The 22,690-nt window shown below is 66.4% G+C and carries 22 protein-coding genes and 1 pseudogene; 11 read left to right on the forward strand and 12 right to left on the reverse strand.

The window, feature by feature from the left end; genetic code table 11:
* Positions 1-125: 125 nt before the first annotated feature.
* The 4 genes and pseudogenes from ACPTTF_RS31860 to ACPTTF_RS31875 all read left to right on the forward strand — a co-directional run.
* On the forward strand, positions 126-860 hold the full coding sequence (locus ACPTTF_RS31860) for an AzlC family ABC transporter permease (protein WP_423369642.1): 735 nt from the start codon (positions 126-128) through the stop codon (positions 858-860).
* The gene (locus tag ACPTTF_RS31865; RefSeq protein WP_342310315.1) at positions 853-1,161 is read left to right on the forward strand and encodes an AzlD family protein; all 309 of its coding nucleotides are present in this window, start codon (positions 853-855) and stop codon (positions 1,159-1,161) included. The genes ACPTTF_RS31860 and ACPTTF_RS31865 overlap by 8 nt, the downstream gene beginning before the upstream one ends.
* A 177-nt stretch (positions 1,162-1,338) precedes the next feature.
* On the forward strand, positions 1,339-2,115 hold the full coding sequence (gene surE, locus ACPTTF_RS31870) for a 5'/3'-nucleotidase SurE (protein ID WP_423369643.1): 777 nt from the start codon (positions 1,339-1,341) through the stop codon (positions 2,113-2,115).
* Between the two features lie 48 nt (positions 2,116-2,163).
* Positions 2,164-2,295 (forward strand): annotated as a pseudogene (locus ACPTTF_RS31875) (5'/3'-nucleotidase SurE); the annotation flags it as partial.
* Positions 2,296-2,487: 192 nt separating this feature from the next.
* On the opposite strand, the gene ACPTTF_RS31880 reads toward ACPTTF_RS31875, so the two are convergent.
* Genes ACPTTF_RS31880 through ACPTTF_RS31890 form a run of 3 tightly spaced genes read right to left on the reverse strand, consistent with a single transcriptional unit; the run spans position 2,488 to position 4,719 of the window.
* Positions 2,488-3,309 carry an SDR family NAD(P)-dependent oxidoreductase gene (locus tag ACPTTF_RS31880; RefSeq protein WP_423369644.1) on the reverse strand — a complete coding sequence of 274 codons (822 nt, stop codon included), beginning with the start codon at positions 3,307-3,309 and terminating at the stop codon, positions 2,488-2,490.
* A 14-nt stretch (positions 3,310-3,323) separates the two neighbouring features.
* Entirely contained in the window at positions 3,324-4,565 is a 1,242-nt protein-coding gene (locus ACPTTF_RS31885; RefSeq protein WP_423369645.1) for an MFS transporter, read from the reverse strand.
* 4 nt (positions 4,566-4,569) lie between these two features.
* On the reverse strand, positions 4,570-4,719 hold the full coding sequence (locus ACPTTF_RS31890; protein ID WP_423369646.1) for a hypothetical protein: 150 nt from the start codon (positions 4,717-4,719) through the stop codon (positions 4,570-4,572).
* Positions 4,720-4,791: 72 nt separating this feature from the next.
* Here ACPTTF_RS31890 and ACPTTF_RS31895 point away from each other — a divergent pair, with 72 nt between their 5' ends.
* Positions 4,792-5,466 (forward strand): ArsR/SmtB family transcription factor, encoded by a 675-nt coding sequence (locus ACPTTF_RS31895; RefSeq protein WP_423369647.1) that lies wholly within the window; start codon positions 4,792-4,794, stop codon positions 5,464-5,466.
* Positions 5,467-5,526: 60 nt separating this feature from the next.
* Here ACPTTF_RS31895 and ACPTTF_RS31900 read toward each other — a convergent pair whose 3' ends face one another.
* The 4 genes from ACPTTF_RS31900 to ACPTTF_RS31915 all read right to left on the reverse strand — a co-directional run bounded on the left by ACPTTF_RS31900 (position 5,527) and on the right by ACPTTF_RS31915 (position 12,912).
* On the reverse strand, positions 5,527-8,187 hold the full coding sequence (locus ACPTTF_RS31900) for a GH92 family glycosyl hydrolase (RefSeq protein ID WP_423369648.1): 2,661 nt from the start codon (positions 8,185-8,187) through the stop codon (positions 5,527-5,529).
* Positions 8,188-8,301: 114 nt separating this feature from the next.
* Positions 8,302-10,773 carry a GH92 family glycosyl hydrolase gene (locus ACPTTF_RS31905; protein WP_423369649.1) on the reverse strand — a complete coding sequence of 824 codons (2,472 nt, stop codon included), beginning with the start codon at positions 10,771-10,773 and terminating at the stop codon, positions 8,302-8,304.
* Between the two features lie 327 nt (positions 10,774-11,100).
* Entirely contained in the window at positions 11,101-11,568 is a 468-nt protein-coding gene (locus ACPTTF_RS31910; protein ID WP_166955384.1) for a cupin domain-containing protein, read from the reverse strand.
* Positions 11,569-11,688: 120 nt separating this feature from the next.
* The gene (locus ACPTTF_RS31915; protein WP_423369650.1) at positions 11,689-12,912 is read right to left on the reverse strand and encodes a Zn-dependent hydrolase; all 1,224 of its coding nucleotides are present in this window, start codon (positions 12,910-12,912) and stop codon (positions 11,689-11,691) included.
* Positions 12,913-13,056: 144 nt separating this feature from the next.
* Between ACPTTF_RS31915 and ACPTTF_RS31920 the strand changes: the two genes are divergently transcribed.
* Positions 13,057-13,974 carry a LysR family transcriptional regulator gene (locus ACPTTF_RS31920; RefSeq protein WP_423369651.1) on the forward strand — a complete coding sequence of 306 codons (918 nt, stop codon included), beginning with the start codon at positions 13,057-13,059 and terminating at the stop codon, positions 13,972-13,974.
* A 3-nt stretch (positions 13,975-13,977) separates the two neighbouring features.
* On the opposite strand, the gene ACPTTF_RS31925 is transcribed toward ACPTTF_RS31920, so the two are convergent.
* The 3 genes from ACPTTF_RS31925 to ACPTTF_RS31935 form a co-directional block, all read right to left on the reverse strand.
* A complete protein-coding gene (locus ACPTTF_RS31925; protein ID WP_423369652.1) occupies positions 13,978-15,330 on the reverse strand; it encodes a pyridoxal phosphate-dependent decarboxylase family protein in 1,353 nt (450 codons plus the stop codon).
* Positions 15,331-15,350: 20 nt separating this feature from the next.
* Positions 15,351-15,650, reverse strand: a complete 300-nt coding sequence (locus tag ACPTTF_RS31930; RefSeq protein ID WP_021160594.1) for an ArsR/SmtB family transcription factor — start codon at positions 15,648-15,650, stop codon at positions 15,351-15,353.
* Between the two features lie 174 nt (positions 15,651-15,824).
* On the reverse strand, positions 15,825-16,712 hold the full coding sequence (locus ACPTTF_RS31935; protein ID WP_423369653.1) for a LysR family transcriptional regulator: 888 nt from the start codon (positions 16,710-16,712) through the stop codon (positions 15,825-15,827).
* Between the two features lie 132 nt (positions 16,713-16,844).
* Here ACPTTF_RS31935 and ACPTTF_RS31940 point away from each other — a divergent pair, with 132 nt between their 5' ends.
* Positions 16,845-17,882, forward strand: coding sequence for an aldo/keto reductase (locus ACPTTF_RS31940; RefSeq protein ID WP_423369654.1), 1,038 nt, complete (start codon positions 16,845-16,847; stop codon positions 17,880-17,882).
* A gap of 34 nt (positions 17,883-17,916) precedes the next feature.
* On the opposite strand, the gene ACPTTF_RS31945 is transcribed toward ACPTTF_RS31940, so the two are convergent.
* The gene (locus ACPTTF_RS31945) at positions 17,917-18,093 is read right to left on the reverse strand and encodes a hypothetical protein (RefSeq protein ID WP_423369655.1); all 177 of its coding nucleotides are present in this window, start codon (positions 18,091-18,093) and stop codon (positions 17,917-17,919) included.
* 178 nt (positions 18,094-18,271) lie between these two features.
* Here ACPTTF_RS31945 and ACPTTF_RS31950 point away from each other — a divergent pair, with 178 nt between their 5' ends.
* The 3 genes from ACPTTF_RS31950 (at position 18,272) to ACPTTF_RS31960 (ending at position 20,669) form a co-directional block, all read left to right on the forward strand.
* Entirely contained in the window at positions 18,272-18,748 is a 477-nt protein-coding gene (locus ACPTTF_RS31950; RefSeq protein ID WP_423369656.1) for a GNAT family N-acetyltransferase, read from the forward strand.
* Positions 18,749-19,059: 311 nt separating this feature from the next.
* On the forward strand, positions 19,060-19,323 hold the full coding sequence (locus tag ACPTTF_RS31955) for a helix-turn-helix domain-containing protein (RefSeq protein WP_423369657.1): 264 nt from the start codon (positions 19,060-19,062) through the stop codon (positions 19,321-19,323).
* A gap of 2 nt (positions 19,324-19,325) precedes the next feature.
* Positions 19,326-20,669: a type II toxin-antitoxin system HipA family toxin gene (locus ACPTTF_RS31960; protein ID WP_423369921.1), complete on the forward strand. Its 1,344-nt coding sequence runs from the start codon at positions 19,326-19,328 to the stop codon at positions 20,667-20,669.
* A 42-nt stretch (positions 20,670-20,711) separates the two neighbouring features.
* Here ACPTTF_RS31960 and ACPTTF_RS31965 read toward each other — a convergent pair whose 3' ends face one another.
* Positions 20,712-21,437, reverse strand: coding sequence for a methyltransferase domain-containing protein (locus ACPTTF_RS31965; protein WP_423369658.1), 726 nt, complete (start codon positions 21,435-21,437; stop codon positions 20,712-20,714).
* A gap of 193 nt (positions 21,438-21,630) precedes the next feature.
* On the opposite strand from ACPTTF_RS31965, the gene ACPTTF_RS31970 reads away from it, so the two are divergent.
* Positions 21,631-22,638 (forward strand): hypothetical protein, encoded by a 1,008-nt coding sequence (locus ACPTTF_RS31970; protein WP_423369659.1) that lies wholly within the window; start codon positions 21,631-21,633, stop codon positions 22,636-22,638.
* Positions 22,639-22,690: the final 52 nt, after the last annotated feature.

A 22,690-nucleotide genomic window follows, 5' to 3' on the forward strand; every position in this document is an offset into this window, starting at 1 on the left:
TTGGCATCCGATTCCAAAAAATTCGCAAATCACGCGTTCAATGCCAAATTCTCAGAAAAATCTGGCCACAACGCAACCCGATTCGAGTCAAAAAAGCAGACAATCCCTCCCCCGAAGGAGGAGTAATGAGCAGTAGCGTTTCAACGTCGTCCGGGCTTCGCGACAAGCCCGCCTATGTCGCCGAGATGGGTCGCGGTTTGCGCGCGGCGCTGCCCGTCATGCTGGGTTTCGTGCCGTTCGCGCTGGTGCTGGGCGCGCAGGCCGCGCAGAAAGGGCTGAGCCTGTTCGAGGTGCCGATGATGACGGGCCTGAACTTCGGCGGCGGGTCCGAATTCGCGGCGATCCATCTGTGGACCTCGCCGCCGCACATCGCGCTGATCGTCGCGATGTCGTTCCTCGTGAATTCGCGCCACATCCTGATGGGTGCGGCGTTCGAGCCGACTATCCGTCACCTGCCGCGCCGCCGCGCGTTTGTCGCGCTGTTCTTCATGTGCGACGAGAGCTGGGCGATGTCGCTCGCCGACGCGCGCTCGCGCTCGGCCACGCACATCAGCGTGCCCTATTACGCGGGCATCTGCGTGGGGCTCTACCTGACGTGGATCTCGATGACCACGCTCGGCGCGGCGGTCGGCCCGACGATCGGCAACGTCGAGCAGTACGGCTTCGACATGGCGTTCACGGCCGTGTTTCTGGTGCTGCTGCGCGGGATGTGGAAAGGGATGCGCGCGAGCCGCCCGTGGTTCGTCAGCCTCGTCGTCGCGGCGGCCACGCACCTGGCCGTGCCCGGCGCGTGGTACGTCGCGGCCGGCGCGTGTGCGGGACTGATCGCCGCGCTGCTGTGGGAGCCGCGCGATGCCTGAGCTTCCGGATTTCAGCACGGTCGCGACGATCGTGCTGATGGCGTCGACGACCTATCTGTCGCGCATCCTCGGCTACGTGCTGCTGCGCAACCGCACGCTCAGCCCGCGCATGGCATCGGTGATGGAGAACGTGCCCGGCTGCGTGCTGATCTCGGTGATCGCACCGGCCTTCGTGTCGACTCGCCCGGCCGACCTGCTCGCGCTCGCCATCACGCTGCTGGCGGCAACCCGCCTGTCGATCCTGCCGACCGTCATCGTCGGCGTCGCGTCGGCCGGGCTGTTGCGGCACCTGCTCGGATAAACCGTTCCGACCCGCCGCGTGCGCGGCACCTCCACCGATCAACGGGCGCGCGATGCGCCCGTTTTCACATCCGCGCCGGCGGCACGACACGGCAATGCTCACGCAGGAATGCTAGCCTTGTGGCTTGCGCCGCGCTGTACTCCCCTCTCATCGCCCATCTCCGCGAGGATCGTCCCGATGCAAGAAACTCCGCTGTTCGACCGCGTCCTGCTCACCAACGACGACGGATTCGATGCCCCCGGCCTGGAAGTGCTCGAACAGGTCGCCACGCAACTGGCGCGCGAAGTGTGGATCGTCGCGCCGGCGGAAGACCAGAGCGGCACGTCCCATTCGCTGAGCCTGCATGAACCGCTGCGCGTGCATCGCAAGGGCGAGCGCCGCTTCGCGGTGCGCGGCACGCCCGGCGACTGCGTCGCGATCGCGATCAGCCACCTGATGAAGGATGCGCGGCCGGATGTCGTGCTGTCCGGCGTGAATCGCGGTGCGAATCTCGGCACGGAAACGGTGTTTTCCGGAACGGTCGGCGCCGCGATGACGAGCATGCTGGTCGGCGTGCCGGCCATCGCGCTGAGCCAGGCGTTCACCGATCGCAATGCGGTGCCGTGGAATACGGCGCTCGCGCTCGCGCCCGACGTCATTCGCCGGCTCGCCGCCGCCGGCTGGGCCGACGACGCGTGCCTCAACGTGAATTTCCCGGCACGACCGGCCGACGACGTGCGCGGTTTGAAGGCGACGAACCAGGGCGCCGGCACGCTGCGGGGCGTCGAGATCGTGTCGGGCCGCGATCCGCGCGAGATCGACTATCACTGGCTGAAACTAGCCCGCGCGCCGCGCGAGGACGATCCGGATTCGGAAACGGTCGCGCTGGGCGAAGGGTATGTCGCCGTCACGCCGCTGAAGTTCGAGCGCACGCACGACGATGCGCTCGCGAAGCTGCGAGCGAACCTCGGCTGATCCGACATCCGCCAAGCGGCCCCGGCGAGTGCGCGTGTGATGCCGACGCGCGCACCGCGTGATGACGATGCCAACTTGGAGACGGTCGCACCCGGTGACAGGCGTGTCGCCGTCACGCCGCTGAAGCTCGAGCGCACGCACGACGCTGCGCTCGCGCGGCTACGGTCGAGCCTCGGCTGACCGGACATCCGGCAAGCGGCCCCGGCGAGTGCGCGCGTGATGCTGACGCGCGCACCGCGTGACGACGATGCCGACTCGCAGACGAATCGCACCCGGCGGAAAATATGTCGCCGTCACGCCGCTGATGTTCGAGCGCTTGCGCAGCCAACCGGCTGCGTCACCGCGTCTGCGCTCGACACACCCCGCACCCCGTCACGTCAGGTTCAATCCGCCGTCGAGCATCACGATCTCGCCCGTCACATAATCGGACGCGACGAGCATCGCGACTGTCTGTGCGATGTCGTCCGGTGTCGCCGCGCGGCGCATCGGCGCGCGCTCGCGCCAGAGCTGCTGGGCTTCGGTCCAGTCGGCGGTCAGCGGCGTATCGACCAGCCCCGGCGCGACCGCATTGACGCGAATCGCCGGCGCGAGCGTGCGCGCCAGCAGCCGCGTCGTGTGGTTGAGCGCGGCCTTCGCCGCCGCATACGGAATCGACGCGCCCTTGGGCCGCACGCCCGCATGCGAGCTGACGTTCACGACGCAACCGGCCCGCCCGCGCGACGCCGCTTCGAGCAGCGCGGGTTGCGCTTCGGCAACGAGCCGGAACGGCGCGATCACGTTGATCTCGTGCATCTCGCTCCATACGTCGGGCGTGGCCGCGGCGAGATCGTCGTGCGGGATCACGCGGCTGACGCCCGCATTGTTGATCAGCACGTCGAGCCGCCCGTGCACGGCGAGCGCGTCGCGAATCAGCCGCACGCGTTCGGCGTCGTCGGCGAGATCGGCCTGCACGTAAGCCCCGCCGAGTTCGCGCGCCATCGCGCGGCCTGTCTCGGCCGAACTGCGGGAGTGCAGGATCACCGCGTAGCCGTCCGCCGTCAGGCGACGCGCGATGGCCGCGCCGATCCCCGACGTCGATCCGGTGACGAGCGCGACAGGTCGGTGCAGACGCGACGCGCGCGGCTCGGCGACGGTTTCGGTTTCAGGCTGCGTTTCGGAAATCGGGGCAGAGATCGGTGGAAGCGGCGCGTCCATATCGGGGAACCCTGTCAGTGGCGTTCCCGCATCATAATCGCGACGATGCCCCCGGACGCGAACGTCACGGCGGCTACCACGAGGATCGCCGCGGCAAAGCCGAAGCGGTCGGCCATCAGGCCGGCCGACAACGCGCCGATCGCGTAGCCGAGATCGCGCCAGAACCGGTACACGCTCAGCGAACGCGCGCGCCAGCCGGGCTCGGACGCATCGGACACGGCCGCAATCAGGCTCGGATAGACCATCGCGGTGCCGAGCCCGAGCAGCACACTCGCGACGAGCCACCAGCGGAACTGCCCGGTGAGCGCGGTCAACGCGAGCCCGGCTGCCTGCACCCACATCCCCGCGACGATCAGGCCCTTGCGCCCCCATCGGTCGCTCAGCGGCCCCGTGACGATCTGGCAGCTTCCCCACACGATCGGATAAACGGCTTTCAGGATCCCGATCCGCTCGATGCCGAGCCCGAGCGTCGTGAAGAACAGCGGGAAGATGCCCCAGCTCATCCCGTCGTTGAGGTTGTTGATCATGCCGGCCTGCGACGCCGCGAACAGGTTGCGATCGCGGAACGACGTCAGCATGAAGACGTCGCGGAACGACAGCACGGACGCGCCGGCCGGCTGGCCGCTTTCGAGCCTCACATGGTCGCGCGTATCGCGCACGACGAGGATCGACAGCAGCAGGCCCGCGATCGCATAGAACACGCCGAGATAGATCGGCGTCGGCCGCAATCCGTAGCGGCTCGCGAGATATCCGGTCGCGAACGCGGTCGCGCCCACCGCGAAATACCCGGCGAATTCGTTCAGGCCGACCGCGAGGCCGCGGCTCTTCGGGCCGACAAGATCGACCTTCATGATCACCGTCATCGACCACGCGAAGCCCTGGCTCAGCCCGAGCAGCACGTTCGCGGCGATCACCCATTCCCAGTTCGGCGCCGCGATGATCATGAACGGCACCGGCAGGCCGAACAGCCAGCCGGCGATCAGCACGCGCTTGCGCCCCCACGTATCGGCAAGCTGGCCCGACACGAGGTTCGCGAACGCCTTGACCAGCCCGAAGCTGACGATGAACGACGTGATCAGCGCGGTCGATTCGAGATGGAACTGCTCGGCGCCGATCAACGGCACGACCGTGCGCTCGATGCCGACCATCCCGCCGACGAACGCGTTGACCAGCACGAGCAGCGCGAATTGCCGCCCGTTCTCGCGGAGGCCGAGCGCCACTGTGCGCCCGCCGCGCGCCACCGCTACGTTGTCCATCGCATCAGCCCCTCGCCGCCTCGCGCCCCGCATCGAGCGCGCGCAGTGGCCCGGCGGCCGACGATGCGGGCAGCACGCCGCTCGCCTTGCCGCCGCAATCGAACAGGTATGAAATGCCTCCCGTGTCGGGATGCAAGAATTGTCTGAGGATCATCGAATTGCTCCCATCCCGCGAATGCAGTAACATTCAATCAATTTGATGAATGATTGATCGAGGAGCGGCCACGTGTCAAGCACGGGACCCAAGCAAGCGATTTATGCAAGCCTCGCCGAGATTGCACAGGCAATCGGCCATCCGAACCGGCTCGAATTGCTGGAGCACCTCGCCCAGCGCGAGCGGTCGGTCGAGGACCTGACAGCCCTGTCGGGAATGACGTTCGCGAACACGTCGCGGCACCTGCAGATTCTGCGGCGCGCTCGCCTCGTCGATACCGAGCGGCGCGGCAAGCACATCGTGTATCGCCTCGCCGGCGACAGCGAGGTCGTCGCGCTGATGAAGGCGCTCGGCCGAGTGGGCGAGCGCAACGTCGCCGAGGTCAGCAAAGTGATGGGCGACTACTTCAACGCGCGTGATGCGCTGGAGCCCGTGTCGCGCGACGAACTGACCGCGCGGCTCACGGACGGTCTCGTCACGCTGCTGGACGTGCGTCCGCAGGACGAATACGCGCAAGGCCACCTGCCGGGTGCGCTGAACATCCCGCTGTCCGAACTCGATGCGCGCGTGAGCGAGTTGCCGGCCGGGACGGAGATCGTCGCCTACTGCCGCGGCCCGTACTGCGTGTTTGCGGTCGAGGCCGTCGCCGCGTTGCGCGCGCGCGGCTTCAAGGCCGCGCGGCTGGAAGACGGATTTCCGGAGTGGAAAGCGGCCGGCCTCGCGGTCGAGACCGACACCGCCGGATGAAGCAATGCGGCCCGCGTCGATGCGGGCCGCTTGGTGTTGCCTGCTGCTACTTGCGCGCTGCTACTTGCCCGCCAACGCCAGTGAAGGCGCGAGCGCGCTGTTGGGATCCTGCCCGTTCCAGGTGCTGACCCACGCGTCGTTCGGCGTCGCCCCCATCACGAAGTCGAGCTTGCCGCCGGCCTTCATCTCGTCGTACGTGATGTACGGCCGATGCAGCGGCGTGCCGTTCAGGCTCACCGACTGAACATAACGATTGACCGACGATGGCGCGCCGCCGCTGGACGTATGCGCGGTCACCTTGAAGCGCCGCGACTTGCCGAACTTCAACGCGCCACCGTCCCCGCCTCCCGATGCGACCGGGATGTCGATCGTCGCTTCCTCGAACAGCGGCGTGCCGAGGTAGAACACGCCGCCCACCGGATTGAGCGAATAGATGCCGAGCGCGGACAGCACATACCACGCGGACAATTGCCCGCAATCGTCATTGCCGGGAATCGCCGAATCGCGCACGCGCCGCGGATCGTTCACCGCGGCCTTCAGGCTGTCGCCGCTCAACAATGCGCGATCGCCGGCCGTCAGCGTCAGCGAGTACATGTCGTCCATCACCGTGCGCACGCGATCCTGCGTCTTCGACGGCATGCCTGCGACCGCGTACAGATACGGCAGGTGGTTCGCCGGCTCGTTGCCCGCGAAGAATTGCCCGCTGCGCCCGGTCAGGTCCGGAAAGCCCTGGTTGTTGAGGAAGGTCAGCGGATTGGCCGGATCGAACGTGCGATCGAGTTGCGCGATGAACTGGCTCTTGCCGCCCAGCAGCGCGACGAGGCCGGGGAAGTCGTGGAAGATGTTCCACGTATCGACCCACGAATTCGATTCGGAGAAGTCCGTCTTCTCCGCCGCAGTCGGGTCGAAGCCCGTCGTCCAGTTGCCCTGCGAATCCTTCGGCTGCGAGAATTTCCAGCCGTTGTTCAGCACCGGGTTGAACACGTTCCGGTAGTTCTGGCTACGTTGCAGGTAAGGCCTGTAATCGGCCGTGCTCTTGCCGGCCGCCTTGCCAACCGCGGCCGTCGCCCAGTCGTCAAACGAATAGTCCTGTGTCGTCGAAACGGACGCGTTGTCGCCCGCGACCACGTAACCGCCCTGACGATACTGGTCGAAACCGTGCGCGCTCGCGGCCTGCGTGGTCGTCAGCGCGGTCCAGATGTCGTCGATGCCGGCGCTCGTCAGATGCTTCAGGTACGCATCCGCGATCATCGGGATCGACGGGTGGCCGGCCATCGTGAAGGTTTCCGTCTGCGCGAGCGGCCATACCGGCAGCTCACCCTTGCCGTTCTGTTTGAATTGCGTCAGCAGCGACTTGACCCAGCCGTCGACGCGCTCGGGCTGCACCAGCGTCATCAGCGGCGACTCGGCGCGGAAGGTGTCCCACAGCGAGAACGTCGACGAGTAGTCGAAGCCCGGATTCGCATGCTTGCTCGTCGTCGGCGGCGCGCTCGCGCCGTTGTTGATTGAATCCATGCCGACGTAGCTGCCGTCCGCGTTGTTGTAGACCGTCGGCGCGAGCATCGTGCGATACAGCGACGTGTAGAACATCGTCCGCTGGTCGGCGCTGCCGCCCTTGACGTGGATCCGGTCGAGCGCGGCGCTCCACACGCGCTCGGCCACGCCACGCACCTGGTCGAACGACTTCGCGCCGACTTCCGACGCGAGATTGGCCTGCGCGTCCGCGATGCTCGACGGCGAGATGCCGACCTTCACCGTGACCGCGCCGCCGCCGTCGTTACCGTCGGCCGCGAACGTCAGGTAAGCCTTGAAGCCGTCGGCGCTGAACGCGACGTTCTTCGTATCGAACGGCTTCGAGAAACGCGCGACGAAATACGTCGGCTTGTTGTTCGCCCAGTTGTTCGTGATCTCCCAGCCGGCGATCGTCTGCGCATCGATCACCTGGATCTTGCCGCTCGCGGTCGAGCCGCCGATCGGGTTGTCGATACTGACGATCATGCTGCGCTTCTGCGCGGCCGCGCTCGGGAAATACGTGTAGCGATGCACGCCTGCATGCGCTGTGGCCGTCATCTCGGCGACGATCTTCGCGCCCTTGACGTTCCACGGGGTATTGCCGCTGCCGACCGGCGCCATCTTCACGCGGTAATAGCCGGGGCTCGCGGTTTCGTCGTCGTGACTGAACGACGCGTTGTAGGTGATCGACGAATCCGCCGCCACCTTCGCCAGCGTCGCGGTGTCGACCGGCGCGAGCGTCGGCATGAAGCGCACTTCGCCGCCCGAGCCGATACCGGTGCCCGACAGGTGCGTGTGCGTGAAGCCGGTGATGAGCGGATCGTCGTACTGATAGCCCGACGTGCGATCCCAGTTCCATGGCAGCGTGTGCGCGCCGCCGGTCGTGTCCGGCCCCAACTGCACCATCCCGAACGGCACGGTCGCGCCCGGGTACACGTGGCCGTGGCCGCGCACGCCGCTGCTCCAGTCCGCGTTGATGTCGAGGTTCGCAGTGCCGATCATCGGATCGACGCTGCGCAGCACCGAGCGCTTGCCCGCGCCACCGTGCTCGCCCTGATTGCCCTGATCGTTCTGATCACCCTGGTCGTTCTGGTTGCCCTGCGCGTTCGACATCTGCGCGAGCACGCTCGCATCCGTCGAAGACTGATCGCCCCCGCAACCCGACAACACGGCAAGGCATCCGATACCCACCACATGACGTAGCTTCATCCGTTCGTCCCTCCCTCTCTGTGTCGATCCCGTTCGCAAGGACCGCTCGTTGAACTTCCTCCGTTTCCCGCACGTGCCGAACGTGTTTTTACGTTCGCTACTCGTTGTGTCAACTCAGGGGGCGCTGGCCGCCTGCGGGAACGACGGCATCGCGGATGCGTCGGTGCCCCACGTCGCGGCGCTCGCGTCGGCCGTCATCGAATACGACAACTTTCCGCCCTTCGCGATGTGCTCGAACGGCAGCCATGCGGTCGAGTAAGGCGCGCCGTTCAGCCGCAGCGACTTCACGTAGAACGACGCGGTATCGCCCGAACCCGCCCCCGGCGCAACGATGCGCAGCAGGCGGTAGCTGCCGTCCTTCTGCCCGACGCGCACGTCGATCTTCTCGAACTGCGGGCTCGACAGCGCGAGCCCGCTCACGCCCGGCACGACCGGGTAGAGACCGAGCGCGGCCCATACGTACCAGCCCGAAATCGCGCCGAGATCGTCGTTGCCCGGCAGCCCGGCCGCACCGGTGCCGAACTCGTTCGCGAGCGACGCGTGCAGCACGCGCTGCGTATGCGACGGCGCACCGGCCCACGCATAGACCCACGGCACGGCCATCGTCACTTCGTTACCGACGTAGAAGTACGGCTGCACGGTGCCGATGTTCAGGTGCGCGAAGAACGTGTCGAGCCGGTTGACGACCGACGCGGCGCCGCCGGCCTGCGCGACCACGCCTCCGAGATCGTGCGGCACGTACCACGTGTATTGCTCCGAGTTGCCTTCCATGAAGCCGGTGCCGTCGGTGACCCACGCGCCCGCCGATGTCTTCGGCTGGATCGCGTTCTTGTCGAACAGGTTCTGCCAGTTGCCGCTCGACTTCATCAACGTGCCGGCCGTCGCCGTATCGCCGAGCGCCGTCGCGAAGCGCGACACCGCGAAGTCGCGCACCGCATATTCGAGCGTGTTCGACGCGGTCTGGTTGTCGCCCGAGCCCGACGACGGCACGTAGCCGAGCCGGTCGTAGTCCGCGCGGCTGCCCATCACCGGTGTGCCGGCGCACGCGGCACCCGGCGCCGTGCTGGTCTTCATGATCGACAGCGCGGCCTGCGTGTCGAAGTTCGTCGCGCCGAACGCATGTGCGTTCGCGACGATGATCGAGCCCGCATCACCCGGCATCACGGCCGTCTCGGTATTGAAATACGCCCAGCGCGGAAACGCGCCGCACGCTTTCGCATCGAGCACGAGCGACTGCACGATGTCGCTGGTGCGCACCGGATCGAGCAGCGCCTGCAGCTGGATGAACGAGCGGTCGATGTCCCAGCCGGAGAAATTCGCGTACATCGTGCGGCCGTTCTCGACCTGACGCGTCGGCGCGGCCGATGCGCCGTTCGACGCGTAGAAGTCCGGATACTGGCCGTTCACGTCGTTGAACACGTTCGGGTGCAGCGACGCGTGATACAGCGCGGTGTAGAACTTCGTCTTGTCGGCATCGCTGCCGCCCTTCACCTGGATCGCGTTCAGGCGCGCGTTCCATGCATCGCTCGCCGCGCGGCGCACCTTGTCGAAATGCCATCCCGCACGGCCGTGCGCTTCGTCGCCCGGATTTTCCGCGTCGAGATTTGCCTTCGCATTCGCCTCGCTGACGAACGAGATACCGAGCTTCATCATCACGGCCGGGTGCTGCTTGTCGACCGCGAACGTCACGGTGAGCGGGCTGTTCGCGGCCAGCGACGGCTTCACCGCGAACGGCTGGCTGAACTCCGCGTAGTAGTAGAGCGGCACCGCGTGCCCGGCCCAGCAGAAGCCGCTGCCCGCGATCGTGCCGGACAGCGCGCGATCGCCGACCTGCCTCACCGTATCGGCGGTCGTGCCCTGCGAGCGGTTGTTCTGCACGGTCGGATCGATCGCGATCGTCGCCTGCTGGCCCTGCGCGAGTGCCGGATACGTGAAGCGCGCGAAGCCGGTGCGCACCGTCGTCGTCAGCTCGGCCTTGATGCCGTTGCCGAGCGTGACGCCGTAGTAGCCGGCCTGCACGGTTTCGTTCGAATGGCTGAAGCTGGCCGGCGTGCCGGCGTCGCCGGGCGCGAGCTGCGGCATCACGTTCAGGTAGCCGCCGTTCGCCCAGCAGCCGGTGCCGCTCAGGTGCAGGATGCTGAATGCGTTGATCGACGTGTCGCCGTACCAGTAGCCGCCGGAGAAGCCGGAGCCGTCGCCCTTGCTGCTGTCGTACTGGGCGGTGGGCGTCATCGGGCTCCACTGCATCATTCCGAACGGGACCGTCGGCCCCGGGAACGTGCCGCCGCCCAGACCCGAGCCGACCGGGTCGGCCGGCTGATCGGTCGCGTAGTCGGTGCCGATCAGCGGGTTGACGTACTGAACGACGCGAATGTCGGCGTTCTTCTTCGATGCTTCGTTGCCGTTGCTGTTGTCGCTTCCATTGCCGTTGCCGTTGCCGCCGTTGCCGTCCTCGTTGCCTTGCGACTGCGCCGCGGCCGACAGATTCGAAGCGCCTGCCGACGGCGAATCGCCATCGCCGCCGCACGAAGCCACGACAACGCACAGGGCCAGCAGCGCCGTTCCCAACCCCCAGTTCCTCGACATCGCCTGTCTCCGTTTCGTTCTTGAATCACGCTGTTGATTCGAACTACTGATCTTTAAATCAGGAATCTTTCCGTGACTTGTCGCGTACGCGGTCAATCGGTCGAAACTGCCTGACGCGTGTATTTATTTCCGTACTCGGGTGCCCGAAAAAGACGCGCCGGCATGTCGAAAGCCGGCACCCGGGAACGGACAATGCGCACAAGCGTGCCCAAATAAACGCGATTTCTCTACCCCGTGTTTTTACGAATTTTTATTTTGTTTATCTAAACAAGAGGCGATCGATTCAGTTTTTTATACGAAATTCGACATTGCGAATGCGATTGGCGATCACGGCTGTTTCGGCAGCTCGACATAATCCTCAAGCTCGCCGGCGATATAAAGCCGCTTGCCGCTACGCGGGTATTCGCAGACATCGTGTTCGAGCCGCTGCCCCCCGACGAGCAGCTCCAGCGGCGCATCGCCGGTGTTCTGCACCGTATGCGCTTCGCCGCCGCGCGGAAAGCCGATGAAATCGCCGGGCCCGATTTCACTGACGCGTTCGCCAATCGTGACCGAGCCCGTGCCGGACAGCACATAGACGAATTCTTCTTCGTACAGATGACGGTGATACTCGGCCGATTCGTGACCGGGCATCAATGTGAGCAGGTGGATACCGAATTGCGTCAGGCCGGTCAGGTCGCTGAGTTGTCGCTTGAGTCGGACGGCATTGGGATTCAGCGAATGCACCGCGCGCATCGGTTCCATCTTCGCGATATCGGCGGCCTTCAGCAGTTCCCGGGGAAAGGGAGTCGACATTGGGGGTCTCGCAAGCGTGAATGCTTCGGTTGAACGCTGCGCCGGCGCGGCGCGCGCGCCGGCTATTGTCCGATATTTTCACGCCTGCAGACAGGTCGCCCGCACCGACGTTGCACGCGGCTAACGCGCGCAATCGGCCAGCAGGTTCGCCAGCACCGACGCGCCTTGCGCGAGATGCACCGGATCGGCATCTTCCGCTTCGTTATGGCTCAAGCCGGCCTTGCACGGCACGAACACCATCGCGGACGGCGCGACGTACGACAGGTTCACCGCATCATGCCCCGCACCGCTGCACATCTCCAGGTACGGATAGCCGGCGGCGGCCGTTGCCTGCCGCACGCGCGCGACGCAGTCCGCATCGAACACCACCGGCTCGTATTCGGCGATCGTCTGCACCTCCACGCTCGCACCGCGCAGCACGGTGCGCTGCAAGCAGATTGCTTCGATGTCGGCAACCAGTTGCTGCAGCGCCGGGCGCGACGGATGGCGCACGTCGACGCTGAACCGGACCTTGCCCGGTATCGTGCTCGGCGAATTCGGCTGGCACGCGACATGGCCGACCGTCACGCGCGCATCGGCGTCGAACGCGTGGCCGTGCTCGATGATCGCGGCGATCATCGCGGCCGCCGCACCCATCGCGTCACGGCGCACGCTCATCGGCGTCGTGCCCGCATGCGACTCGAAGCCCGTCACCGTGACGTCGAGTTCGTAGATGCCCTGCACGCCCGTCACGACGCCGATCGGCAAGCCGGCCTGCTCCAGCACCGGCCCCTGTTCGATGTGCGCTTCGAAATACGCTTTCGGCATCTGTCGCTCGCGAGCGGGGCCGGCGAAACCGGTGCGTTCGAGTTCGTCGCGCAGCAGCACCCCCGTCTGCATGCAGGGGCGATCCAGCGCGTAGTCGAGATCCAGCGTGCCCGCATAGACGGCCGAGCCCATCATGCCCGGCGTGAAGCGCGAACCCTCTTCATTGGTCCACGCGACGACGTCGATCGGATGCCGCGTCACAATGCCGTGCTCGTTCAGCGTGCGAATCGCTTCGAGGCCCGCGAGCACGCCATAGACGCCGTCGAAACGGCCGCCGAGCGGTTGCGTGTCGAGATGGCTGCCGCACGACACGGCCGGCAAGCCGGGTTCCGTGCCCGGCCGGCGCGCGAATACGTTGCCGATCGGATCGATGCGGATCTCGCAACCGGCTTCCTCGCACCACGTGATGAAGCTGCGCCGGCCCAGCGCGTCGTCGTCGCTCAGCGCGAGCCGGCAACTGCCGCCCTGCGCAGTCGCGCCGATCGTCGCCATCTCCATCAGCGAATCCCACAGCCTTTGCTGGTTAACGAGAATCATCGTGACCGCTCCTGAAAAGCACCGAGCATATACACTCGATCCAATAAGAAAAATCCAAGATTTCGTTATGGACGATAAATTTTCCTTGTCACTCGATGTTCCGCCCGGAACCCCGTGCCTGCTTCGCATCCGGATCGCTCGCTCATGAAGCTCAAGCAGCTCGACGCGTTTCTCGCGGTCGCCGAGCATCGCACCATTCGCGGCGCGGCGCGTGCGCTCGGCGTCACGCAACCGGCCATCAGCAGTATCGTGCGCGAGCTCGAACAGGAACTGGACGTGCCGCTCGTCGTGCGCAGCGTCAAGGGGATCGCACTGACCGATTACGGCAGCGCATTCGCGATTCGCGCGCGACTGATCGTCGAGGAAATCCAGCGCACGCGCGACGAAATCGAACAGTTGCGGCTGGGTACGACCGGCTCGGTGTCGATCGCGGTCAGTCCGACGGCTGCGCTGACGGTCCTGCCGCGCGCGTTCGCCGCGTTCACGCGCGACCTTCCCGGCGCGACGCTGAACGTCGACGACGCACTGACCGCGACGGATCTCGCCCGGCTGCGCGACGGCTCGCTCGATTTCATCGTCACGCATCAGTTGTCGAACGCGATGCCGGATTCCGACGAATTCGCGAGCCTTCCGTTGTTCCGGACGGCGTTCGCGGTCGTCGCGAAAAACCGGCATCGGCTCGCGCGCGCCCGTTCGTTGCGCGAGCTCGTCGATGCGCAATGGTGCGTGCCGCGCTACGGCGAAGGCGGGGACGATCTGGTCCGCTCGATCTTCGAGCCGTTCGGCATCGACGTACCGAAGCGGGTGGTCCACTGCCCGTCGTTCGCGGCGACGCTCGGGCTCGTGTCGCAGACGGATGCGCTCGGCGTATTCGCGCGACCGCTCGCCGATGTCGAGCGCAAGTCGCGTGGCATCGCCGTACTGGATCTCGCCGAGCCGATGCCTGCGTTGACGGTCGCGATCGTGATGCGGCGGCATGCGCTGCTGACGCCGGCCGCGCTGCACCTCATCGAATGCCTGAAGGTTGCGTCCGCCACCGTGACGGGCACGGACGCCGCATGACGCTCAGCGCACGTGCACGCCGCGCAGCGCCGTCAGCAACGCGACGAGCCGATCGATGTGCGCATCTTCCGTGCGCCACGACGACACGCTGATCCGGAACGCCGGCCGCCCCTGCCACACGGTCGCGCCGAACCACACGTCGCCCGATGCCTGCGCGGCTTCGAGGATCGCCGCGGTTTCGTCGTCGGTGCCGGCGCGCACGAGCACCTGGTTCAGCACGACGCGGTTCAGCACGTCGTAGCCGGCCGCACGCAGCCCGTCCGCGACCCGCGCCGCCTGCGCGCAATGCCGCTCGACCATCGTCGCGACGCCGGCGCGGCCGAGCGCGCGCAATGCGGCCCACACGGGAATGCCGCGCGCCCGCCGCGAGAATTCGAGGTTCAGGTTCTTCTGCGCATCCTGTGCGCCGCTCAGGTAGACGGCGTCGCTGTTCATCGCGGTGGCGAGCGCGGCCGCGTCGCGGCAGATCACCATCGCACCGTCGTACGGCGTGTTGAGCCACTTGTGGCCGTCGGTCGTCCAGCTGTCCGCGCCGTCGATGCCGTCCGTCAGCGCACGCTTCGACGATGCGCGCGCCCACAGGCCGAACGCGCCGTCCACGTGCACCCATGCGCCGGCCGCCTTCGCGGGCGGAATCAGCGCCGCGAACGGATCGAATTCGCCGGTGTTCACTTCGCCGGCCTGCACGCAGAGGATCGTCATGTCGTCGAGCGGCGGCAACTGGGCGGGGTCGATGCGGCCGTGCGCGTCGACCGGCGCGACGATGATGCGCTTCATCCCGAAACCGAGCACGCGGAGCGCCTTCTTCACCGTGATGTGCGCGAGCGCGGAGATCACGACCTTCACTTCGGGTGCGCCGATCAGCCCGTCCTCGTCGATATCCCAGCCCTTGCGCGCGAGCAGCGCTCGCCGCGCGGCCACCAGCGCGACGAGCGTGCAGGCTGTCGCGCTCGTGCCGAACCCGACCGCGCTGCCTTCGGGCAACGCGAGCGCATCGACGACCCAGCGCGCAGCCTGGCGTTCGATCGTCGCCGCGACCGGCGAATTCGCGTACGACGACGCGCACTGGTCCCACGCGAGCATCAATCGCTCGGCCGCCGCCGCCGCCGGGAGCGCTGCGCCGATCACGAAGCCGAAGTAGTTCGGGCCGTTCGACGCCACCGTCGCGGGCGTGCCGCGCTCGTCGAGCAGGCGCAGCACGTCGTCGGCCGGGCGGCCCGCGTCGGGCAGCGGCTCGTCGAATGCGGCGAGGCCGGCCAGCGCGGCCGCGTCGGGAAACGCGCGTCGCTCGTTGGTTGCAGCCAGATACGCGTGTGCGCGCCGGTCGGCGTCGGCCAGCAGTGCAAGTTCGTCCATGTCGGTTGCCTCGGGGGGAATCAGAGTTGCGAGAGATCTTGGCCGAGCTGCTGCAGTGCGCCGTCGATCCGCTTGTAGTACGTGAACTTGCCGACGCGGGTCGCCCGCACGAGCCCGGCATCCGCGAGGATGCGCATGTGGCGCGTGGTCGTGGCCGGCGCAATGCCGAGCTTCTCGGTGATGTACGTGCAGCACACGCCGAGCTCGTCGAAGTCGCCGTGCGGCTGCGGCGGGAAATGCTTGCGCGGCTGCTTGAGCCAGCGCATCACGGCCAGACGGCTTTCGTTGGCCAAAGCGCTGATGCGGGTAACGTCGTCCATGGCGTGCGGTTTCGTTTGACGTTTCGAATATTAGCTAAATGACGAAATGTGGGCAATCGGTTTGAAGGACGATTTCAGCGGGTGACGTGGCGCGCGAGGATGCCGCATCGACACACGATGCAATCGCAACGGGATCGCTGCTTCAGCGTTTCGCGACAGCCAGGGCCACCTGCATTACGCCGCAGTCAGCGCCTGCGCCAGCCTGTCGATCAACGCACGCACGCGCCTCGGCTGCGCGGCACGGCCCGGGTACACGATCTGCAAGTCGACGTCGCCTGGCGAGAAGTCGCGAAGGATTTCGACGAGCGCGCCGGACGCCAGATCCTGCTCGACGTCGACCAGCGACTTCAGCGCGACGCCGTGCCCAGCGATGCACCACGCACGCACGAGCGCGCCGTCGTTGGCCACGCGGCGGCCGCGCACCGTCACGCGCTTCGGTTCGCCATCGATGCTGAACGGCCAGTCGGCATACAGGTCCGGCCCGAAACGCATCACGAGGCAGTCGTGAGAAGCGAGATCGTCCGGATGCGTTGGCGTGCCGTGCGCGGCGAGATACGCTGGCGACGCGCACACCACGCGCCGCCCGCGGCCGAGCGAGCGGCTGCGCAGCGAACTGTCCGCGAGCGTGCCGCGGCGGATCGCGAAATCGAACGCCTGCCCGACGAGATCGACGTAACCGTCGCCGAGATGCAGATCGACCGTCACACCCGGGTGCTCGGCCAGGAACGCATCGACTACAGGCACGACGCGCTCGCGCCCGAGATCGGCCGGTGCGCTCAGCCGCACGGGCCCCGACAGCGTCTGCACGCCCAGCCGCACACGGCTTTCGAGTTCGTCGGCTTCGGCCAGCAGGCGCCGCGCGCCGTCCACGACCGTGCGGCCCTCGTCGGTCAGGCTGATCGCGCGCGTCGTGCGCGCCAGCAACGCCGCGCCGTAGTGACGCTCCAGCGCGGTCAGCCGCTCGGACACCGTGGCCGGCGACATCCCGAACTCGCGGCCCGCCGCGGCGAGCCCGCCCTTCTCCACGATGCGCAGGAACAGCGCGAGATTGTCCAGCAGCATTGTTCGCTCCTTTCGAAGGATATTTTCGAAGCCTGCCCAATTATCCGAAATATCCGCAAGCGATACAGTGTGCCGACGCCTAGCCTCGCGGCCGTCCCCCTCGGCACTTCGATCATCCAAAGGAAACCCGCCATGGAATACCGCACCCTCGGCCGCTCCGGCCTCAAGGTTCCCGTCCTGAGCTTCGGCGCCGGCACGTTCGGCGGCACCGGCCCGCTGTTCAGCGCATGGGGCAACACGGGCGTCGACGAAGCGCGCCGCCTGATCGACATCTGCCTCGAAGCCGGGGTGAACCTGTTCGACACGGCCGACGTGTATTCGGACGGCGAATCCGAGCGCGTGCTCGGCGCCGCGATCAAGGGGCGTCGCGACCAGGTGCTGATCTCGACGAAGACGGGCCTGCCGACCGGCGACGGCCCGAACGATGCGGGCACGTCGCGCGCGCGGCTGGTCCGTGCCGTCGACCACGCGCTGCGCCGCCTCGACACCGACTACATCGACCTGCTGCAACTGCACGCATTCGACGCGGGCACGCCGGTCGAGGAAGTGATGTCGACGCTCGACGATCTCGTGCGCGCGGGCAAGCTGCGCTACATCGGCGTGTCGAATTTCGCGGGGTGGCAGATCATGAAGTCGCTGGCTGTGGCCGACCGGCACGGCTGGTCGCGTTATGTCGCGAACCAGGTCTACTACTCGCTCGTCGGCCGCGACTACGAATGGGACCTGATGCCGCTCGGTGCCGACCAGGCGCTCGGCGCGCTTGTGTGGAGCCCGCTCGGCTGGGGCCGGCTCACCGGCAAGGTCCGGCGCAACGCGCCGCTGCCCGAAGGCAGCCGCCTGCATGAAACGGCCAGCTACGGGCCGCCGGTCGACGACGCACGCCTGTACGACGTGGTCGATGTGCTCGACGCGATCGCGGAGGAAACCGGCAAGACGGTGCCGCAGATCGCGCTGAACTGGCTGCTGCAGCGGCCGACCGTGTCGTCGGTCATCATCGGCGCGCGCAACGAGGAACAGTTACGCCAGAACCTCGGCGCGGCAGGCTGGGCGCTGACCGATGCGCAGGTCGCGAAGCTCGATGCGGCGAGCACCGTGGAAGCGCCTTATCCGTACTTCCCGTATCGCCGGCAGGCGGGTTTCGCGCGGCTCAATCCGCCGATTCGCGGGTAAGCGGCGGCAGCGGCGACGCGGCTGCGTGCCTGCGTCAGGCCGGCGCGCCTGTGTGGCCGAGCCGCACGACCTTGTCGGCCGCGCCGATGACCGAGCGCCGGTGAGTGATCGCGATCACCGTGACGTCGCGGGCGAGCAGCCGCACGTGTTCCATGATGTCGCGTTCCGTCGCTTCATCGAGCGCGGAACTCGCCTCGTCGAGAAACAGCACAGTCGGGTTGCCGGGTCTTCATGATCCTGTCGCGCGAATGCTCGACCGTTGGTCGTGGCACCATGAAATGCAGTCGTCATGGGCCTACCCATGGTGCCGCGAACTTCCTATCGTAGAGACCTGCGACGCGCCGGCCGGGTCGGCAGCGCACCCCCTTCTCATCGAAAGGTCCGCCAACATGAACACCAACGACACCGGACTGACCGTACGCGCGGTCACGGAAAACGACTACGACCAGTGGCTCCCGCTGTGGGACGGCTATAACCGCTTCTACGGCCGCTTCGACGATACCGCCCTGCCGTTGCGCATCACGCAGCTCACGTGGTCGCGCTTCTTCGACGGCTACGAGCCCGTTCATGCTTTCGTCGCGGAACGTGACGGCAAGCTCGTCGGGCTCGTGCATTTCCTGTATCACCGCAGCACGACGCACGCCGGGCCGACCTGCTACCTGCAGGACCTGTTCACGCTCGACAGCGAGCGCGGCAAGGGCGTCGGTCGCGCGCTGATCGAAGCCGTGTACGACACCGCGCGTGCGCATCGCGCCGAACGCGTGTACTGGAACACACACGAGACGAACCACACGGCGATGCGGCTCTACGACACGGTCGCGGTAAAGCCGGGGGCCGTGCTCTACCGGAAGGAGCTGTCGCGCTGAATGCGCGCGGCCGGGGGCTCACCTCATCAATCGCCTTGGCCCACGAAGATGGCGGAGCGCTCGCCCCTTGCTTCAACGCACTGAACGCAGGAGCGCCAGCAAACGTCAGCTCCCTGGATCAACCTGGACAATCGAATGCCGTGATCGATCGCGGTCGCGGTTACCTCGGCAGATTGGTAGCCCTCAGGATACAAAATCCCTGCTTACATCCGTTCTTGTATCCCTGAGGCTACAATTCTCGCGAGCCAATTTGTAGCAGAAGGGCTACAATCAAAGCCAGTTCGGTAATTTATGAGGCCCTGGGGCTACAAATGACGACATTGGCCGATGTGGGAGAAATGCTGAGAGATGCCCGCCATGCGACGGGGCTTTCTCAGAAAGAACTGGCTGAGCACGCCGGTGTCGCACGTACGACGCTCGCACGCATGGAGACGCTTGCGCGAGGCGACATGAGCGTATCTGCACTCGTTCGTCTCCTCGAGGCCGCCGGCTACGACTTGCGCGTCGTGAAGCGCGGACATGGGCGCACGCTCGATGACGTGCTGGCCGAACAGCGCACGATGGGAGATGCGTGACCATGCGCCTCCACGTGTATGTCAAAGGCAAACTCGTTGCTCATCTCTACCGCCAGGCGGACGACTATGCGTTGCGCTACACCGCAGATGCCCTCGACGCCGATTTTGCCAGCCTGACCATGCCCGTTCGCGAAGATGCCTGGGTCTGGCCTCGCGACCTGCACCCCTTCTTCCGGCAGAACCTGCCCGAAGGGTTTCTCTTTCAAGTGATCCGCGAAGAGTTCGGCCCTTATCTCGACGGAACCGACCTTTCGCTCCTGGCCATTATCGGCGGCTCCGGTATCGGCCGGGTAACAGTCATCCCCGAAGGCGGCGCACCTGGCGGCGAGCTCGATCCGCTCGACCTGAAAAGCCTGCTGCACGAAGACATCACGACCGACCGCTTTGCGGAACTGGTGCGGTACTACGCGCGCGCGGCAATTTCAGGCGCCGTACCCAAATTCCTAGCGCCTGAATTCCCGTCAACTCAGGCAACGGTAGGCAAGCAAACGCTACGCACGAGCCGGCACATCATCAAGGGATCCGACGAGCAAACGCCCTATCTCGGTTTCAACGAGCATTATTCGATGCAGGTGCTGGCAAGACTCGGTGTCGCCCGGGTAGCGAAGACCACGATGTCGGACGACGGCCGTGTGCTCGTGGTCGACCGGTTCGACATCGACGAACAAGGCAAACCGGCCCTTGGCCTCGAAGACGCTTGCAGCCTGCTTGGCCTGCCTCCGCACGAGAAATACCGCCCGTCGACCGAACAGGTCCTCAACGCAACGAAGCCCTACATCGGCCCCGCCAATTGGCGACGAGAGGCGGAACAACTCGGCTGGCAACTCATCACCAACTACGTCGTGCGCAACGCGGACTGTCACGCGAAGAACATCGCACTCATCTACTCGAACATCGACGACGTCATCTACACACCCGCCTACGACATTGTCACCACGGAGGCTTATCCGCGCTTTGCAAACAACCCGCCAGGGCTGAGCATCGAAGGTCGAAAAACGTGGGCACCGGGGAAAACGCTGGAGCGCTTTTTCAACACGCGCCTCGGCATCCCGCCCAGGCAATACCGCGAAATGGTCGAAGCGCTGTGCGACTCCGCCGTATCGACAGGGAAAGATATCGTCGAAGCAGCAAAAAACGAGACGCGGTGGCATTGGATCGCCAAGCAGATGCTGCATGCATGGAACGAAGGAATGGGATCGCTTCGCAGCACCAAACCGCAAGTCGCACTCAAAGCGCTCACGCCAATCATCGAGGCCGCCGGTTTCCCGGATGCCGACCAGGCCGACAACACGAGAGAGGTCATTGGTCGCTCGGAATTGCTGGCCAATCACGGCAAGGACAACTGACACCGGCCCAACTCAGCCTGCCGAAACAAGTCCGGGCCACGTTCAACCCACCGGCCGCGCCTTGATCCACAGAAACAGCGGCACGCGTGCCCACTGCTTCAACTGGTCCGTATCGGCCTGGTCGGGCGGCGGCTCGCGCAGCGACACGATCGCGAACCCGGCCGCTTCCAGTGCTTCCATATACGCCTGCAGCGGCAGCGACCAGCCCGCGAAGTGCATCGACAGCCCGTCGCGCGTTTCCACGCCGTCGAAGTGCTCGCGCCCGAAATAGCTTCCCTTCAGCACGAACGGCGCATCGGGTTGCGGCCCTGCGAAGCCGCCGCGATCGCGAAACGGATGCACGAGCGAGATGAACAGCAGCCCGCCCGGCTTCAGCACACGGCGTGCCTCGTTCAGCGCGCGCTGCATGTCGTCGAGATCCATCAGCACGTTGTACGCCATCACGAGATCGAAGCTGGCCGCGTCGAACGGCAGCGACGCCGCGTCGGCCAGCTCGTAGCGATGCGCGGAATCCGCGTGACGCGCGGCGTCGAGCATCGCGGGTACCACGTCGCTCGCGGTCACGTCGTAGCCGAGCGCCTTCAGTTCGCGGCTCACGCGGCCTTCGCCGCAGCCGATCTCCAGCGCGCGGCCGGTATCGCGGCCGATATAGGCCGCAAGCCCGGCGCGGTATTTCCAGAACGCATCGTGGCCGGGCCTGCCGGCCCAGTCGATCCATTGGTCGGCGGCCTGTACCCAGTGTTCGGTGATGGCTTTCGTGTCGGTCATGCGCGCTCCCGCCCGGTATTCGTCGTTGGCTCAGGATGCGCATGGTAAGCCGAAGCGGCGGAACGCGTGAACGGGTTGCGCCGCGTTGCCGGTTTCCGTTTCCGGCGGCGAAGTCCTACAGTTACAGAAAACAACCTGAGCCGCCGTGCATCGTCCCCTTTAGACGAGTCGCACCCGATTCCGAGGACATCCCATGCCGAGCATCCTGGCCGCGCCCGCTAATCTCCCCCCGAGCCCCGTCGCGGCGGAAACGCGCATGGTGCACGACGTCGCGACGCTGAAGCCATCCGACTACCGTTCGGCGGACGGCGTGTCGTGGGTCATCTCCACCCTCACGCCGGCCGCGGACAGCGGAACGAACGTGACCGGCACGACCTACTTCGACACCGCGAAAGGCCGGACCGTCCCGGTGCCCGACGCGCGGCGCCGCTATGCGAATCGCGGTACGTGGCAGGTCGTCGCGAGTTCGAGCCCTGCCGTGCCCGCCACCGGCCGCTACGACTGGCTGACGCTCGCGTGGCTGCCGATCAACCGGCGGCCGCTGCCGCAAACGCCCGAACACCTGTATTCGCCGTTCATTCGCGGCGGCACGATCGTGTATCGATGGAATCCGGCGGCGGAAGGCGGCGAGCAGTTCGGCAACGTGCGGATGATCTTTCCGGAATGGACGCAGCAGGTGGCCGATGCGTTGCGGTCTGCGCCGGCATCGTCGCCGGACGGCGCCAGTGCGTTGACCGCACCGTCGGCGCTCGATCGCCTGACAGCGGACACGAATCCGATGACCGCCGTGCTCGACTTCGGCGACGCACTGCGCGACGAACCAGTCGAGCGAATCGTCGCGCGACTGCCGGCGCTGCTGCGCGTGAAGGACCTGCACGAACTGTCGGCGATCGTGTTCCTGTGCCTGTCCGGATCACGCACCGAAGACCGGCCGCGCCTCGCTGAAGCGATCAACGGATCGATCGCGTCGACCGACGACCGCGCGCGCCTGCTCGCGATTGCATATGGCGCGTTCGCAGCCGGCCGGGCACGGCCCTATCCGTTCAACGATGCGGGGCAGACGGCGCGTATCAACGACGTGTTCGGCGCGTTGAAGCGGCGAACCGCGGCGCTCGACGTGCCGGTCGCGGAAGGGTCGCCGTGGTACGAGTTCTTCACGGCATATCGGCTCGGCGGGGCGGCACCAGGCAACAGCCCGTGACGACACGCACATAACCGGCGCCGCCACGGCGAAAGCCGGCCTCCCTCTTCTG

Origin of the sequence: Burkholderia crassaminum (genome assembly GCF_964265005.1) — a bacterium.
Lineage (GTDB): Bacteria > Pseudomonadota > Gammaproteobacteria > Burkholderiales > Burkholderiaceae > Burkholderia.